Annotated in this window: 13 protein-coding genes; 7 read left to right on the top strand and 6 right to left on the bottom strand. The window is 56.8% G+C overall.

Translation table 11 applies throughout. From position 1 onward, the window contains the following. The first annotated feature begins 151 nt into the window (after nt 1–151). A complete protein-coding gene (gene galU / locus LOY43_RS15415) occupies nt 152–991 on the top strand; it encodes a UTP--glucose-1-phosphate uridylyltransferase GalU (RefSeq protein WP_093431079.1) in 840 nt (279 codons plus the stop codon). A gap of 128 nt (nt 992–1,119) precedes the next feature. Continuing rightward, on the top strand, nt 1,120–2,478 hold the full coding sequence (gene gorA / locus LOY43_RS15410; protein WP_095047783.1) for a glutathione-disulfide reductase: 1,359 nt from the start codon (nt 1,120–1,122) through the stop codon (nt 2,476–2,478). On the opposite strand, the gene LOY43_RS15405 is transcribed toward gorA, so the two are convergent. Continuing rightward, nucleotides 2,475–3,491, bottom strand: coding sequence for a DNA-binding protein (locus tag LOY43_RS15405; RefSeq protein WP_095047782.1), 1,017 nt, complete (start codon nt 3,489–3,491; stop codon nt 2,475–2,477). The genes gorA and LOY43_RS15405 overlap by 4 nt on opposite strands. Nucleotides 3,492–3,668: 177 nt before the next feature. Here LOY43_RS15405 and LOY43_RS15400 point away from each other — a divergent pair, with 177 nt between their 5' ends. The 3 genes from LOY43_RS15400 (at nt 3,669) to ahpF (ending at nt 6,994) form a co-directional block, all read left to right on the top strand. Continuing rightward, on the top strand, nt 3,669–4,607 hold the full coding sequence (locus tag LOY43_RS15400; RefSeq protein WP_258708317.1) for a site-specific integrase: 939 nt from the start codon (nt 3,669–3,671) through the stop codon (nt 4,605–4,607). A gap of 136 nt (nt 4,608–4,743) precedes the next feature. Further along, the gene (ahpC, locus tag LOY43_RS15395; protein ID WP_047602282.1) at nt 4,744–5,307 is read left to right on the top strand and encodes an alkyl hydroperoxide reductase subunit C; all 564 of its coding nucleotides are present in this window, start codon (nt 4,744–4,746) and stop codon (nt 5,305–5,307) included. Between the two features lie 124 nt (nt 5,308–5,431). Then, nucleotides 5,432–6,994 (top strand): alkyl hydroperoxide reductase subunit F, encoded by a 1,563-nt coding sequence (ahpF, locus tag LOY43_RS15390; RefSeq protein WP_095047780.1) that lies wholly within the window; start codon nt 5,432–5,434, stop codon nt 6,992–6,994. Between the two features lie 253 nt (nt 6,995–7,247). Here ahpF and gloA read toward each other — a convergent pair whose 3' ends face one another. After that, nucleotides 7,248–7,769 carry a lactoylglutathione lyase gene (gene gloA, locus LOY43_RS15385; protein ID WP_103307162.1) on the bottom strand — a complete coding sequence of 174 codons (522 nt, stop codon included), beginning with the start codon at nt 7,767–7,769 and terminating at the stop codon, nt 7,248–7,250. A gap of 139 nt (nt 7,770–7,908) precedes the next feature. Here gloA and LOY43_RS15380 point away from each other — a divergent pair, with 139 nt between their 5' ends. Beyond that, nucleotides 7,909–8,427: a DUF4946 domain-containing protein gene (locus LOY43_RS15380; protein WP_095047779.1), complete on the top strand. Its 519-nt coding sequence runs from the start codon at nt 7,909–7,911 to the stop codon at nt 8,425–8,427. Nucleotides 8,428–8,646: 219 nt separating this feature from the next. Here the strand turns inward: LOY43_RS15380 and LOY43_RS15375 are convergent, their stop codons facing one another. After that, nucleotides 8,647–9,012: a histone-like nucleoid-structuring protein, MvaT/MvaU family gene (locus LOY43_RS15375; protein WP_093431101.1), complete on the bottom strand. Its 366-nt coding sequence runs from the start codon at nt 9,010–9,012 to the stop codon at nt 8,647–8,649. A gap of 235 nt (nt 9,013–9,247) precedes the next feature. Then, a complete protein-coding gene (locus LOY43_RS15370) occupies nt 9,248–10,783 on the bottom strand; it encodes an EAL domain-containing protein (protein ID WP_095047778.1) in 1,536 nt (511 codons plus the stop codon). Between the two features lie 364 nt (nt 10,784–11,147). On the opposite strand from LOY43_RS15370, the gene hppD reads away from it, so the two are divergent. Further along, a complete protein-coding gene (gene hppD, locus LOY43_RS15365; RefSeq protein WP_093431113.1) occupies nt 11,148–12,224 on the top strand; it encodes a 4-hydroxyphenylpyruvate dioxygenase in 1,077 nt (358 codons plus the stop codon). Nucleotides 12,225–12,310: 86 nt separating this feature from the next. Here hppD and rarD read toward each other — a convergent pair whose 3' ends face one another. Both rarD and LOY43_RS15355 read right to left on the bottom strand, forming a co-directional pair. Then, nucleotides 12,311–13,192, bottom strand: a complete 882-nt coding sequence (gene rarD / locus LOY43_RS15360; protein ID WP_258708316.1) for an EamA family transporter RarD — start codon at nt 13,190–13,192, stop codon at nt 12,311–12,313. 202 nt (nt 13,193–13,394) lie between these two features. Continuing rightward, a complete protein-coding gene (locus tag LOY43_RS15355; protein WP_095126342.1) occupies nt 13,395–15,509 on the bottom strand; it encodes an acyltransferase family protein in 2,115 nt (704 codons plus the stop codon). Nucleotides 15,510–15,555: the final 46 nt, after the last annotated feature.

The following is a 15,555-nucleotide window of genomic DNA, read 5'->3' as shown; positions in this document are numbered from 1 at the left end:
CTGATCTGGCTGCGCCAGGATGTCGATGGAACTATCGGCGAGAATATTTCTCTATGTTGGCATCGGTTAGCCAGTGCGGGGCATTGTAAGGTGCACGCCGCCTGATTAGACTGCGCCGAAACTCGTACACACAGCCCTTTCAAGGACTTATATGATCAAGAAATGCTTGTTCCCAGCAGCCGGTTACGGTACTCGCTTCCTGCCAGCGACTAAAGCCATGCCTAAAGAAATGCTGCCGGTGGTAAACAAGCCACTGATCCAGTACGGCGTTGAAGAAGCTCTGGACGCTGGCCTGACGGAAATCTCCATCGTGACCGGTCGTGGCAAGCGTGCTCTGGAAGACCACTTCGACATCAGCTACGAGCTGGAAAACCAGATCAAAGGCACCGACAAAGAGAAATACCTGGTCGGTATCCGCAAACTGCTCGACTCGTGCTCGTTCTCCTACACCCGTCAAACCGAAATGAAAGGTCTGGGCCACGCGATCCTCACTGGTCGCCCGCTGATCGGTGACGAACCGTTCGCCGTGGTCCTGGCGGACGACCTGTGCGTCAACCTCGAAGGCGACGGCGTACTGACCCAGATGGTCAAGCTGTACAAGCAGTTCCGTTGCTCGATCATCGCCATCCAGGAAGTCGATCCGCAGGAAACCAGCAAGTACGGCGTTATCGCCGGCGAGATGATCCGCGACGACATCTACCGCGTTCACAGCATGGTCGAGAAGCCAAAGCCGGAAGACGCGCCGTCGAACCTGGCTATCATCGGTCGTTACATCCTGACTCCGGACATCTTCGACCTGATCGAACAAACCGAGCCAGGCAAGGGCGGCGAAATCCAGATCACCGACGCCCTGATGAAACAAGCTCAGAACGGCTGCGTGATGGCCTACAAGTTCAAAGGCAAGCGTTTCGACTGCGGTGGCGCTGAAGGCTACATCGAAGCGACCAACTTCTGCTTCGAGAACTTCTATAAGACTGGCAAGGCTTACTAAGAGCGCTTGATTGGTCTGTAAGAAAAACCCGCTTCGGCGGGTTTTTTCATTTTGCGCCCCCATATGACTGGCAGCGCTTGCCCAATGGGTGGCTGCAGGTATGCTGATCCCCTGCCGAGGAGATAGAAATGGCCTACGATTTTGACCTTTATGTGATTGGTGCCGGTTCCGGCGGTGTGCGCGCTGCGCGTTTTGCGGCCGGTTTCGGTGCGAAAGTGGCGGTGGCGGAGAGCCGTTATCTGGGCGGGACCTGCGTCAATGTCGGCTGTGTGCCGAAAAAGCTGCTGGTGTACGGCGCGCATTTCGCCGAAGACTTTGAGCAGGCGTCCGGTTTTGGCTGGAGCCTGGGCGAAGCGAATTTCGACTGGGCGACGCTGATCGCCAACAAGGATCGTGAGATCAATCGCCTCAACGGCATCTATCGCAATCTGCTGGTCAACAGCGGCGTGACCTTGCATGAAGCGCACGCGAAGATCGTTGGCCCGCATGAAGTTGAAGTGAATGGTGAGCGTTTTACAGCGAAAAACATTCTGATCGCTACCGGTGGCTGGCCGCAGATTCCGGAGATTCCGGGGCGCGAGCACGCGATCGGTTCCAATGAGGCGTTCTTCCTCAAGGAGCTGCCAAAGCGTGTACTGGTGGTTGGCGGCGGTTACATCGCCGTCGAATTTGCCGGGATCTTCCACGGCCTTGGCGCGAACACCACGCTGCTGTATCGCGGCGATCTGTTCCTGCGCGGCTTCGATGGTTCGGTGCGCAAGCATTTGCAGGAAGAGCTCACCAAGCGTGGTCTGGACCTGCAGTTCAATGCCGACATCGCGCGTATCGACAAGCAGGTCGATGGCAGTTTGAAAGCCACCCTTAAAGATGGTCGTGTGCTGGAGGCGGATTGCGTGTTCTACGCCACGGGTCGGCGTCCGATGCTCGACAATCTGGGGCTGGAAAACACCGATGTGCAGCTCAACGACAAAGGCTTCATCAAAGTCGACGAGCAGTATCAGACCAGCGAGCCATCGATTCTGGCGCTGGGCGATGTCATTGGTCGTGTGCAACTGACGCCGGTGGCGCTGGCTGAAGGTATGGCTGTGGCACGACGTCTGTTCAAGCCAGAGCAATACCGTCCGGTGGATTACAAGATGATCCCGACGGCGGTGTTCAGCCTGCCGAACATCGGCACGGTCGGTTTGACCGAAGAAGAAGCGCGCGAGGCTGGCCACGACGTGGTGATTTTCGAAAGCCGGTTCCGGCCTATGAAGCTTACCCTGACCGAATGCCAGGAAAAAACCCTGATGAAACTGGTGGTCGACGGCAAGACCGACAAAGTCCTCGGCTGCCACATGGTCGGCCCGGACGCTGGTGAGATCGTCCAGGGCCTGGCGATTGCCTTGAAAGCTGGCGCAACCAAGCGCGACTTCGACGACACGATCGGGGTGCACCCGACGGCCGCCGAGGAGTTCGTCACCATGCGTACGCCGGTCGGCGCTTAAGCGTCTTTCGGCTTGGCTGAGTCTGGCGCTGCCGCAACGGCAGCCGCCAGACGCTGGCTTTCTTCCAGGCTTGCCTGAGCCTTATTCAATTCCTTTTCCAGTGACTGGTTGAGCAGCGTCTGCTCCTCGATGCTCTGTTTGAGTGTCTGGCTTTCCAGCGTGGCCACGCGCAGGCGTTCCTGGAGGAGGGTGCGTTCGCTGTCGACGCGAGTCGCTTGCTCCAGCAATTGGTCCTGACGCTGATTACTCTGCTTGAGCTGATCCTGCAGCAGACTCAGTTCGCGCTGCGTGCCACGGTTTTCCGTGAGCAGGCGTTCGTTGTCGCGGTGCAGTTGCGTGATCTCGTCCTGACGAACCAGTGCGCTTTGCTGCGCCTGACGCAGTTCGGCCTGAATCTGTTGCACCTGCGCTTCGTGGCGGCTCTGTTCCTGCTCGCGCTGCTCTTTGCTGGCGTTGCGGTAGTGCTCCAGCGCGTCACGGGCATGCAGGTGTTTTTCTTCCAGCGAGCGGATCTGCTCGTCCTTGTCCTGCAAGCGCAACTCAAAGTCGGCCAATGCCTGATTCAGCCCGGCATTGCGGGTCTGCTCGGTTTGCAGCATCGAGCGTGTGTTGTTCAGCGCTTCGGATTCACGTGCCAGTGCAGCGCCTTGAATGTCGTGCTCGTGTTCGAGCTTTTCCAGTGCCTGACGCGTCTGTTGCAGCTCCGACTCCAGTGCTTCGCGCTGCTCCTCGAACTGCTCGCGGGCTTGCTCGATGGGCTCTTGCGCTTGTTCTTTGAGGCGTTGGGCGAGCCTGGAGACGAGGGCGGTCAATTCGTCATCGATAGGCTCAGCCGAGGCTTCAACGGGCTGAGCGCCGTCATCCAGTTCTTTCAAATAGCGATGGATCGTGGTTTTCGAGCCGGTGTTGCCCATTTCAATGCGTACTGCATCGATGCTCGGGTGTTCGCCACGGGCGAGGATCGCTGTGCGCGCGATCTGCACCAGTGCTTTGGTAATGCCGCCACGGGCCATGTGAACTCCTACGGTTACGTACTGTGGTACATGCCACTAAAGTACGCAGTGTACCATCTCAAAAATAAAGATAAACCTTTGATAACCAAGGCACGGGATATACTGGTATTACCCAGTGTCAGACGGCAAAATGCGTTTCTGCATCCCTGTCTCAGTACGCCAGCGAGAAAACAGCCCATGAGCGATCTGGATCGCTATCTGCAAGCCGCCACCCGTGACAACACGCGCCGTAGCTATCGCGCGGCCATCGAGCATTTTGAAGTGAAGTGGGGCGGGTTCTTGCCGGCGACGGCCGACAGCGTCGCGCGGTATCTGGTGGCGCACGCCGAGGAGTTGTCGATCAATACGTTGAAACTGCGTCTGTCGGCGCTGGCGCAGTGGCACAACAGCCAAGGGTTTGCAGACCCGACCAAGGCGCCGGTGGTGCGCAAGGTTTTCAAAGGGATTCGGGCTTTGCATCCAGCGCAGGAGAAACAGGCTGAGCCGTTGCAGTTGCAGGATTTGCAGCGCGTCATCGACTGGCTGGAGCATGAGGCGCAAACCGCAAAAGAGCAGCAGGATCGTCCGTCACTGCTTAAGGCTTATCGTGATCGCGCCTTGATCCTGCTGGGGTTCTGGCGCGGCTTCCGCAGCGATGAGTTGTGTCGCTTGCAAATCGAACACGTGCAAGCGCATGCCGGCAAAGGCATCACCTTGTATTTACCACGCAGCAAGGGTGATCGGGAAAATCTCGGGCAGACCTATCAAGCGCCGGCGCTGCTCAAGCTGTGCCCGGTGCAGGCCTATATCGACTGGATCACCGACGCGGCGCTGGTACGCGGCCCGGTTTTCCGCAGCATCGACCGCTGGGGCAATCTGAATGAGGAGGGCCTGCACGCCAACAGCATCATTCCTTTGCTGCGCCAGGCGTTGCAGCGTGCCGGCATTGCCGCCGAAAACTACACCAGCCACTCCCTGCGTCGCGGCTTTGCCACGTGGGCACACCAAAGTGGCTGGGATCTGAAATCGTTGATGAGTTACGTCGGCTGGAAGGATATGAAGTCCGCGATGCGCTATGTTGAAGCCAGCCCATTCCAGGGGATGGCTCGGATTACGGATAAACCGGCTACGTCGTAGAGATCGTTTTCTTCTATTAATACAGTCAGCTAATAGCGAAAACAAATCAGCAGCATCAGGTTTGCCAATGAGCCATCCGTCGAGTGAGTGGGTAGGATTCACCCATCGAATTCACAACCCTGACGGAGAGTCATCAATGCCTATCATCAACAGCCAAGTAAAACCGTTCAAAGCTACCGCGTTCAAAAACGGCGACTTCGTTCAAGTCTCGGACGCTGACCTGAAAGGCAAGTGGTCGGTTGTATTCTTCTACCCAGCCGACTTCACCTTCGTTTGCCCAACCGAGCTGGAAGACCTGGCTGACAACTACGCTGCTTTCCAGAAACTGGGCGTAGAGATCTACAGCGTTTCCACCGACACCCACTTTGCCCACGCTGCCTGGCACAACACTTCGCCAGCCATTGGCAAAATCGAATACACCATGATCGGCGACCCGACCCACGTCATCTCCCGCAACTTCGACGTGCTGATCGAAGATGCTGGTCTGGCTGACCGTGGCACCTTCGTGATCAACCCTGAAGGCCAGATCAAAATCGTTGAACTGAACGATGGCGGCGTTGGCCGTGACGCTTCCGAGCTGCTGCGCAAGATCAAGGCTGCTCAGTACGTTGCTGCTCACCCAGGCGAAGTTTGCCCAGCCAAGTGGAAAGAAGGCGAGGCCACTCTGGCGCCGTCCCTGGACCTGGTCGGCAAGATCTAAGTCTGTGACACGCAACTCAGGGCGGTACGCCGCACCTTCTTAAGTACGCTGCACCGCCCAATAAAAATGCCCGGGCGAGATTCGCTCGGGCTTTTTTTCGCCTCAAATAAAGGAAATCGCCCGTATGTTGGACGCCAATCTTAAAGCCCAGTTGAAATCGTACCTGGAACGGGTCACCCAGCCGATCGAGATCGTTGCCTCCCTCGACGACGGTGCGAAATCCCGTGAAATGCTGGAACTGCTGAAAGACGTTGCCAGTCTTTCGAGCCAAATTACCTTGATCGACAGCGGTGACGATACACGCAAGCCATCGTTCTCGATCAACCGCCCGGGCGCCGACATCAGTCTGCGTTTCGCCGGCATCCCGATGGGCCACGAGTTCACCTCGCTGGTGCTGGCCCTGCTGCAAGTCGGCGGCCACCCATCGAAAGCCAGCGTTGAAGTGATCGAGCAGATCCGCTCGCTCAAAGGCCAGTTCAGCTTCGAGACGTACTTCTCGCTGTCCTGCCAGAACTGCCCGGACGTGGTCCAGGCGCTGAACCTGATGGCCGTGCTCAACCCGAACATCCGCCACGTCGCCATCGACGGCGCGTTGTTCCAGGACGAAGTCAACGATCGCAAGATCATGGCCGTGCCGAGCATCTACCTCAACGGTGAGAACTTTGGTCAAGGCCGCATGGGTCTAGAAGAAATCCTCGCCAAACTCGACACCGGTGCCATCGAGCGCCAGGCTGAGAAAATCAGCGCCAAAGAGGCCTTTGATGTGTTGGTCGTCGGTGGTGGCCCGGCCGGTGCGTCGGCAGCGATTTACGCTGCACGTAAAGGTATCCGCACTGGCGTCGCCGCTGAGCGTTTCGGCGGGCAGGTGCTCGACACCATGGCCATCGAGAACTTCATTTCCGTACAGGAAACCGAAGGGCCGAAACTGGCCACGGCGCTGGAAGAACACGTCAAACAGTACGACGTCGACATCATGAACCTGCAACGCGCCGACAAGTTGATCCCGGGCAAAAACGGCGAGCTGCACGAAGTCCGTTTCGCCAGCGGCGCGACCCTCAAAGCCAAGAGCGTGATTCTCGCGACCGGTGCGCGCTGGCGTGAAATGAACGTGCCGGGCGAGCAGGAATACCGCAACAAAGGCGTGGCATACTGCCCGCACTGTGACGGTCCGCTGTTCAAAGGCAAGCGCGTGGCGGTGATCGGCGGCGGTAACTCCGGCGTTGAAGCGGCCATCGATCTGGCCGGCATTGTCTCGCACGTCACGCTGCTGGAGTTCGACGTACAGCTGCGCGCCGACGCCGTATTGCAGCGCAAACTGCACAGCCTGCCGAACGTCACGGTGATCACCAGTGCGCAAACCACTGAAGTCACCGGCAATGGCGAGAAGGTCAACGGCCTGCGCTACAAGGATCGCAACACCGATGAGTTGCGTACCGTCGAGCTGGAAGGGATCTTCGTGCAGATCGGTTTGCTGCCGAATACTGACTGGCTGAAGGGCACCATCGAGTTGTCGCCGCGTGGCGAGATCATCGTCGACAACCGGGGTGAAACGTCGATTCCGGGTATCTTCGCTGCCGGCGACGTGACCACCGTGCCGTACAAGCAGATCGTGATCGCGGTGGGCGAGGGCGCCAAGGCTTCGTTGAGTGCTTTCGATCACCTGATCCGCACTTCGGCTCCGGCGTAAGCGTCCAGCCAGAAATGAAAAAACCCGTGAGCGATCACGGGTTTTTTATTGCATCTGAAAAGCTGCCCCTCACCCCAGCCCTCTCCCGAAGGAGAGGGAGCCGACCGAGGTGTCTGGCGCTGTCCGTCGACCTGAAAGATCCAGTCGATTATGGATTCAACGCCAATCGTTCAAGTCGGCGTAATTCTCCAATATCCCCCAATCAGTTCCCTCTCCCTATGGGAGAGGGTTAGGGTGAGGGGCTTTTCAGTCTTTACAGCGGCGTAGGCTGAATGATCTCGACCCAGTAACCATCCGGATCCTTGATGAAAGCCAGGCTCTTCATGCGGCCATCGGTCAGGCGCTTCTGGAAGTCGCAGCCCAACTCTTCAAAGCGCGCACAGGCCGCGACGATATCCGGCACCGAAATGCAGATATGACCAAAACCACGCGGGTCGGTATTGCCGTTGTGATAGGCAAAATCCGCATCGTTTTCGGTGCCGTGGTTATGGGTCAATTCGAGAATGCCCGGGATCGATTTCATCCACTCAGTGCGGGCAGCCGCGTCGGCCGGGATCTGCGCTTTGTCGACCAGTGCGAGGAAGTACAGGCTGAACTCGGCTTCCGGGAAATCGCGTTTCTCCACCAGCGAGAAGCCCAGGACGCGGGTGTAGAAGTCCAGGGATTTGGTGATGTCTTTGACGCGCAACATGGTGTGGTTGAAAACGAAGTTGCGGGTTGCGCTGTCTGGGGTGGCGGTGACGCCGGGGAACGTATTGAGTTCGTGCAGGCTCATGGGCCCTCCAATAACTATGGGCGAGTGAATGGACGCAATGATACGCATGCCTGTCGGCATCGCCAAATGAAAGGGCAGGCTTGCCCTGCGTGCGGGCGAGCCTCAGACTTTACGGCTCAATCTGCGAGTGCGTCCGGCAATGATCCGACTGTTCAAATCCGTGTTTGTTTTTTTTGTGTTGTCGCTTGTGGCGGTCTGCGCGTCAGCGGACGAACCAAGCATTACCTGGCCAGCCGGTTGGCAAGTCGAGGCGCTGCCCGAGGCAGCTGCACAGGTTTCCCGTCAGCGCGCGGTCAAGAATGACGCCGATGGCAATCAGGTGATGGTCATGGAATTGACCATGACTCATGTCGAAGCAGGGCATCAGGTCAATTTGCAGGGCGTGCTGCTGGAGATGCGCAAGTCGATACAGAAGGACTTTTTCCAGAGCGGTTACCAAAGTGTCTGCAACAAAGTGCATCCGGCGACGCTGGGTACTTTGCCGGCACTGGAAACCACTTGCACCATCACCGAAAACGGTCGGCATGTGTTGTCGCAAACCCTAGTGGCGGCAGTCGAGGCGGACAAGGCTTATGTTCTTTCCTACGCCGGGCAAGCTGAGATTTATAAGGCCAGCGCAGACGAGATAGTGGCGCTGAGAAACAGCTTGAAACTTTAAGGTGCTGTACTCTTCACGGAGAAGGTTAGATACCCGAACGGATTAAGCACAAAGTTTAATGGCGGCCTTGATCGCAACATCGCGCCGCAAAATGTTTAGCTTTATGACTCAGCAACGTTACAGAAAACCCGCAACTTGTTCGATGAAATTCATTTCATTTGTTAGATATTGTCAACAAAAAAGCCCTGCGTCATGCAGGGCTTTTTTGTTGGCGTTGGATTAACCGCGCAACCAGGAATCAACGGTGGCTGCACCGTATTGTTCCTTCCAGGCTTTCAGGCCACGGTGATTGCCGCCCTTGGTTTCGATCAGTTCACCGGTATGCGGATTCTGATAAACCTTGACCACGCGAGCGCGGCGGGTTTTAGGGGCTGCAGAGGTCTGCAAAGCGGATTTTGCCGGGTTCGGATCGAGGATGGCGACGATGTCCTTCAGGCCTTTGCCGTAGGTTTTCATCAGCCCCTGGAGCTTTTCTTCGAATTCGATTTCTTTCTTGAGCCCGGCATCGTTCTTCAGCGATTCCAGCTGTTTGAGCTGTTCCTGAAGGGCCTTTTCAGCTGCACGAAATTCAGCGAGTCTGGACAATATCTTTACTCCAATAGTGTGTTTGGCTGATACCAACCGCAAACAAAGCTAATAAGCCAAGAGCCTTGAAGCGACTCGGTGATAAATGGCTCCCCTGCCAATCTTGCTCAGGTTGAAAAAATTGTAGTAGTTAATGCGCCAAGAGTAAATCCTGATGTTGTCCTCATGTAACAACAGCGGTCTTTTGTATCAATTTGGTGCGCCTGGCCGGTACGCTCGTCTTAATCCGGCTTAGTTAATGGTGAGTTAATGCGCTGATGAATTCCGTAGCCGGCATCGGTTTGCCGAACAGATACCCTTGCAGGAAGTTGACGTGATGTGCGGTCAGATAATCGGCTTGCGCCTGAGTTTCGACACCTTCGGCAACAATACCCAGATCAAGCTTGGCCGACAGGTCGATAATGGTATCGAGAATGTGTCGGGACAACGCATCGACACCGATCATGGCGACGAAACTCTGATCGATCTTGAGGAAATCCACATTGAATTTGCGCAAGTAGCCCAGGCTTGAGTGGCCGGTGCCGAAGTCGTCAATCGCGATCTTCACGCCCAGCGCGTGCAGTTGCTCGAACAGCTGGCGAGTGATGTCGGTCGGCTCGATCAATTCGCGCTCGGTCAACTCCAGCACCAGATTGATGCTGTCGGCGGCGAACGCGGCGAGAAACGTTCGACAATCCTCCACCAGTTCCAGGTCTTTGCAATGGCTCGCGGTGATATTGATGCCGATATGAAATGGCGCGGTGAACGTTGCTGATAGCGGCCCCAGCAGCGCGGCAGTTTGTTGCATCAGGGCGCGGGTCATCGGCACGATCAACCCCGAATGCTCGGCGAATGGAATAAACAGATCCGGACGTACCAGGCCTTCTTTCGGGTGAGTCCAGCGCATCAACACTTCAGCTCCCGACCATGCCTTGCTGTCGCCATGCACCACGGGCTGGAAGTAGGGAATGAACTCGCCAGCCTCGAGCGCGCGGAGCATTTCGTGGCTCGGTGAAGTGGAGCGCTTCTGCAGGACATGGCCGATGGCCCCCGACACCACGCCAAAAAAAATCAGCAGACTGAACAGCGGCGGATATTCATCGACCATGTAGCGCCAGGTTTCGCCCTCGGGAAACCCGGCAGAAACACTGAACGCATAACGGGAGGAGGCCAGGGTGTTTTGCGCTATCGGCAGCGTGGGGAGGGTACCGGTGTGGACTTTGCCGTCGCCCGACAGCCAGTTATCGCCCACTTGCAGCACCAGCAACATGTGCCGGCCGATCAAACGCAACATGTTGCTTAGATGGTAACCGTCCAGTGTCGTCAATGCGCCGCCGCGACCTTCGCTGAGCCGATAAACCAACAGCGCGGTGTTGGGGGTGACCGGATTGCCGTTCATCAGCCACAACTTGCCCTGGTTGTAGTCGCCCGCGTTGACGGCTTCCTTGAAGTCGCCAAACAAAGAGCTGCAATAAAGGTTGTCGTCCCACACCAGATTGGTCGAGCGCACGAACGGGCGGCGGGTTACTTGCTCGCGCAAGGCGAGTTTGACGTTTTCGCAATTCTGACCGGCCAATGGCAGCAATTCGCGCGCCGCTTGCGCGGTGTTGTCGAGCATCAACTCGAACTGGTGCAGCGCCTCTTCGGCGGTCTGTTGTGAGCCTTGCTCCAGCGTGCGTCCGGCCTGCATGTAAAGAATGGCGCTGCCCAGCAGCACCGGAAGCAAACCGCTGAACAGCGTGACGGCGATGCGGGTGCTGCGTTTGCGGCGGGGTCTGACGGTCAACGGCATGGGCGCATCCTGTTGCGGGGGGAGTGGGACTCTCGAACGCAGGCCGGATAACGGCGCGCCGCTGAAAAGCATAGTGCAACAAAGCCCTTGCGCCGGGCGCCAAAAAGCGGATTTTATAGGGAGGGCAGACAAGCCTATTTACGCTGTGTAGAATCTGGTTACGCATACAATAATAATCGTCTTCTGGCAGCAGAAGCCTCGCCCGCAAGAGCCTTGGGTCGACAATGAAGATATTCGGGTTTCAACTGATCTACGGTGACTTCCTCGCCCGCAGTGTGCGTGGCATCTCCTGTGCGCCACCCACCGACCTCGCATGACTGACAAATAACCCTGGTTAATTGATAAGAAATGATGAGGCGCCACCATGGCAGATTTATACGAAAACCCAATGGGCCTGATGGGCTTTGAATTCATTGAGCTCGCATCGCCGGTGCCGGGCACCCTGGAGCCGATCTTCGAGATCATGGGCTTCACCAAAGTCGCGACCCACCGCTCCAAGAACGTGCACCTGTACCGTCAAGGCGCAATCAACCTGATCCTCAACAACGAACCGAACAGCGTGGCGTCGTACTTCGCGGCCGAGCACGGCCCGTCGGTTTGTGGCATGGCATTCCGCGTCAAGGATTCGCAAAAAGCCTACAACCGTGCACTGGAACTCGGCGCTCAGCCGATCCACATCGAAACCGGCCCGATGGAGCTGAACCTGCCGGCGATCAAAGGCATTGGCGGCGCGCCGCTGTACCTGATCGACCGTTTCGGCGAAGGCAGCTCGATCTATGACATCGACTTCGTGTTCCTCGAAGGCGTTGATCGCAACCCGGTCGGTGCCGGCCTGAAGATCATCGACCACCTGACCCACAACGTCTATCGCGGTCGCATGGCCTACTGGGCGAACTTCTACGAGAAGCTGTTCAACTTCCGCGAGATCCGTTACTTCGACATCAAGGGCGAGTACACCGGCCTGACCTCGAAAGCGATGACCGCACCGGACGGCATGATCCGCATCCCGTTGAACGAAGAGTCGTCCAAAGGCGCTGGCCAGATCGAAGAGTTCCTGATGCAGTTCAACGGTGAGGGCATCCAGCACGTTGCGTTCCTCACCGATGACCTGATCAAGACCTGGGATCAGTTAAAGAAGATCGGCATGCGTTTCATGACCGCGCCGCCAGATACTTACTACGAAATGCTCGAAGGTCGCCTGCCGAACCACGGCGAGCCGGTTGATCAGCTGCAATCGCGCGGCATCCTGCTCGACGGCGCCTCGGAGCAGGGCGATAAGCGTCTGCTCCTGCAGATCTTTTCGGAAACCCTGATGGGCCCGGTGTTCTTCGAATTCATCCAGCGCAAAGGCGATGATGGTTTCGGCGAAGGCAACTTCAAGGCCCTGTTCGAGTCGATCGAGCGCGATCAGGTGCGTCGTGGTGTGCTTGCCACTGAGTAATCCGCCATTGAAATGAAAAAATCCCGGCCTGCTGAAATGCAGAGTCGGGATTTTTTTTGTAGATCAAAAGATCGCAGCCTTCGCTTTTAAGGACGGCGTTGGCGCATCAGGTGTTTGAAGCCTTCGAAGACCAGCACCACTACCGCCAGCCAGATCGGAATATACGTCAGCCACTCCCCGGACTTGATGCTCTCACCGAGTAACAACGCCACACCGAGCAACAGCACCGGTTCAACATAACTCAACAAGCCAAACAGACTGAACGGCAGCAAACGGCTGGCAATGATGTACACCACCAGTGCCGACGCACTGATCAATCCCAGCAACGGAATCAGCCACATCAGCCCCGGGTACTGATCGAACACGCCGAAGCCTTGCTCGCCACCCTGCACAAACCAGTACGCCACCGGCAGCATCAGGGTCATGTCGACCCACAAGCCGCCGAGGTTATCGGTCTTCAGATATTTGCGCAGCACGAAGTACAGCGGATAGCCGACCACGACCACCAGCGTCGCCCAAGAAAACCCACCGACCTGATACAGCTCATTGAGCACGCCCAAACTGGCGAAGAACACTGCAATTTTCTGCAAATAAGACAGGCTCTCGCCGTAGGCAATCCGTCCGGTCAGCACCATCGCCAGTGGCAACAGAAAGTAGCCCAGCGACACGTCGAGGCTGTAGCCATTGAGCGGCGCCCACATGAACAGCCACAGTTGCACGCCGAGCAGGGCAGAGGAGACGAGCAGGCCGGCGATCAATTTCGGCTTTGCCGCTATCAACCGCACCAGCTCCAGCACCCGCCGCCATTCCCCGGACACCAGCATGAACACGGTCATGCACGGCACCGTCAGGAGCATCCGCCAGCCAAAGATCTCCACGCCGTTCAACGGTGTGAGCAACGAGGTGTAGTAATACATGACGGCAAACAGCACCGAGGCCGAAACCGATAGAGCGATACCTTTAGACAAACTGTCCTCGCGGGTTGATGGTCAAACGGGGCGCGAAGGATACGTGGTTTTTGTGCTGAATATTGGGCAGATGCTCAATATTCTTCACACATATACCGTCTAGGCGTTGCCGCAGGCTGCGATCTTTTGGTCTTGCCTTTAAAAGTCGAAGATCGCAGCCTGCGGCCATTCCTCCACAAGCGTAGTCAGTGCCAGGAAAACATCACTGAGCAACCTTCAACGGATTACCGAAGCGCTTGAGGTACATCTCGCCGAACTTGTAAGAGGCGTAATCGGTGACGTGACCAATATCACGATAGACCGGCAAGCCATCGACGGTGGTCATACACGCGTCGTCTTTGCATTGCACGATTTTCGGGTCAATGACGATCAAGCCGGGATATTCAGCCTTCAGGTCATTGAAGAGTTTTTCCAGCACCGGCTCTTTGGCACCTGACCATGGCGCTGTGGCGCAGAGACTGCTTTGCTCGGCACTGCCCATCAAGCCGCGCAACTTGACCTGTTGCAGCAGGCAGGTGTTGATCCCGGCAGGCATGGGCAGCGTGTTTTCCAGAAGGACCGGCGTAGCGCCTGACTCGACAATCTTGTCCAGCGCCTTGCGGATCGCGGTGCCGAGGCGTTGTTGCGACAGTTCCGGGCTGCGCGGGTCGTCCCGTCTGGTGACGATGTCGTCGTCGAGATAGGCCTCCCAGAACTGACCCACGATCACATACTTGAAATGCTGCTTCGCAATCATCTCGTAATAGCGTTGAGTGGCGTTATGGCATTTTTGATACAGCCCGTTCGTGTATTTACTCTCGTCATAGAGGTAGATCCCGGGCAAGGCCAGGCACGCCGGGTAACCCTGTGTGAGGACGGCAAGGTTGGCATCCCTGGCCAGTGTTTCAACGAAACCCCAGTAATGATTCGAAAACGAATCGCCCATCAGCAATATTTGCGGCGCGGCCTGCACGGCGCCTGATATGCAGCCAGGATCGGCGCCATCGCTGACGCCCAGGCATCCTTCCCGATTGGCTGGAACAGAGGCTTTCAAGCCATTGAACACCTCGTTATAGCCTTGGTTGAAACGGTCGGGCCAGCCTTCATGCCTGACGCTGGCAGCGTGGAGCAGCGACAGACCGATAGCCGGTACGATCATCAGCACGACCAGCGTTTTGGCAAAGCCGAGCCTGGCCTTTCGAAACCGGTTTTCGACCAGCACATAGCAGAGCCAGGCCAGGACGAACGTCGAAACAAAGTAAAAGATGATCATCGGCGGGGTGAGGGCGATGCCCATGTAACTCATCACTGCCAGGATCGGCCAGTGCCACAAATACAAGGAGTACGAGAGCGTGCCGATAAACACCAGCGGTTTGAAGGCCAGCAGTTTCGAGGTGATGCTTGCATCACCAATACCCTGGAACAGCAACGCTGCAGTGGCCAGGCACACGGCAATGGCGTGGTACTGCGGGAAGCCCGGCAGGATATCGTCGAGGGTGGCGCAATAGATAATCGTGACAAGCGCAAGTGCACAGACCAGAGAGGCGCTCAGGCGATTGAGCCTGAACTTGCCTGTGCCGAAGATGACTGCGCAGGAGCCAATCATCAATTCGAAAATTCGCGCGGTGAAGAAGTAGTAATTTTTTTCTGGATTGGTGTAAGACAGGTACAGCGCGAGCGCCATTGCCGCCAGGGTCAAACCGAGCACCGCCGCTTTGAAAACGCTTTTTGCCAGATAGCGGTTAAGCAACCAGAGGCCCAGTGGCAGGGCCAGATACCACTGCCATTCGATGGCCAGTGACCAGGTGTGCAGCAGTGGCAGGCTCGCCGTATCCGGCGTGGCGTAACCCGTTGTCACTTTGGAAAAGTATTGGTTGGAGATGATTAACGACGTGTACTTTTCGCTTTTGAGAAAATCGACATAGTCATCGGGCAAATACAGCAGCGTGCTGACTATCAGCGTAACGACCAGCAACGCAATCACGGCCGGTTGCAAGCGCCAGATTCGACGCGTGTAGAACCCCGAGAAAGTGAACGTGCCGTTGTTCAGCGATTTCATGATGATCGCGGTCGTCAGATAACCCGAGATCACGAAGAAGATATCGACGCCAATAAAACCGGACGGAAAAAGCGCCAGACCGCCGTGAAAAATCAATACCAACAACACCGCGATTGCGCGCAGTCCGTCAATATCCGCACGGTATTCAATCGATGGTTTGCGCTTGCCGGTAGTCGCGTTTGCTTGCGAGGAAGAGGGATCGCGCAGCTTATCGCCTGGCAGTTTGAACAGCAGACTGCGCAAAAGCTTGCTGGAAACCGCAACGGGGCGATTGGGCATTTATCAGTCCTTGGTTATTTCTGAACGATCAATCAACTCATTCCGT

This window comes from Pseudomonas sp. B21-041 (assembly GCF_024748675.1).
Classification (GTDB): domain Bacteria; phylum Pseudomonadota; class Gammaproteobacteria; order Pseudomonadales; family Pseudomonadaceae; genus Aquipseudomonas; species Aquipseudomonas neuropathica.
This window is presented reverse-complemented; position numbering and strand designations above follow the sequence as displayed.

What these genes read in the sequence shown, in the direction of transcription:
- galU (WP_093431079.1), top strand. Translation starts at nt 152, where the DNA reads ATGATCAAGAAATGCTTGTTCCCAGCAGCCGGTTACGGTACTCGCTTC.
- gorA (WP_095047783.1), top strand. Translation starts at nt 1,120, where the DNA reads ATGGCCTACGATTTTGACCTTTATGTGATTGGTGCCGGTTCCGGCGGT.
- LOY43_RS15405 (WP_095047782.1), bottom strand. Translation starts at nt 3,491, where the DNA reads ATGGCCCGTGGCGGCATTACCAAAGCACTGGTGCAGATCGCGCGCACA.
- LOY43_RS15400 (WP_258708317.1), top strand. Translation starts at nt 3,669, where the DNA reads ATGAGCGATCTGGATCGCTATCTGCAAGCCGCCACCCGTGACAACACG.
- ahpC (WP_047602282.1), top strand. Translation starts at nt 4,744, where the DNA reads ATGCCTATCATCAACAGCCAAGTAAAACCGTTCAAAGCTACCGCGTTC.
- ahpF (WP_095047780.1), top strand. Translation starts at nt 5,432, where the DNA reads ATGTTGGACGCCAATCTTAAAGCCCAGTTGAAATCGTACCTGGAACGG.
- gloA (WP_103307162.1), bottom strand. Translation starts at nt 7,769, where the DNA reads ATGAGCCTGCACGAACTCAATACGTTCCCCGGCGTCACCGCCACCCCA.
- LOY43_RS15380 (WP_095047779.1), top strand. Translation starts at nt 7,909, where the DNA reads ATGATCCGACTGTTCAAATCCGTGTTTGTTTTTTTTGTGTTGTCGCTT.
- LOY43_RS15370 (WP_095047778.1), bottom strand. Translation starts at nt 10,783, where the DNA reads ATGCCGTTGACCGTCAGACCCCGCCGCAAACGCAGCACCCGCATCGCC.
- hppD (WP_093431113.1), top strand. Translation starts at nt 11,148, where the DNA reads ATGGCAGATTTATACGAAAACCCAATGGGCCTGATGGGCTTTGAATTC.
- LOY43_RS15355 (WP_095126342.1), bottom strand. Translation starts at nt 15,509, where the DNA reads ATGCCCAATCGCCCCGTTGCGGTTTCCAGCAAGCTTTTGCGCAGTCTG.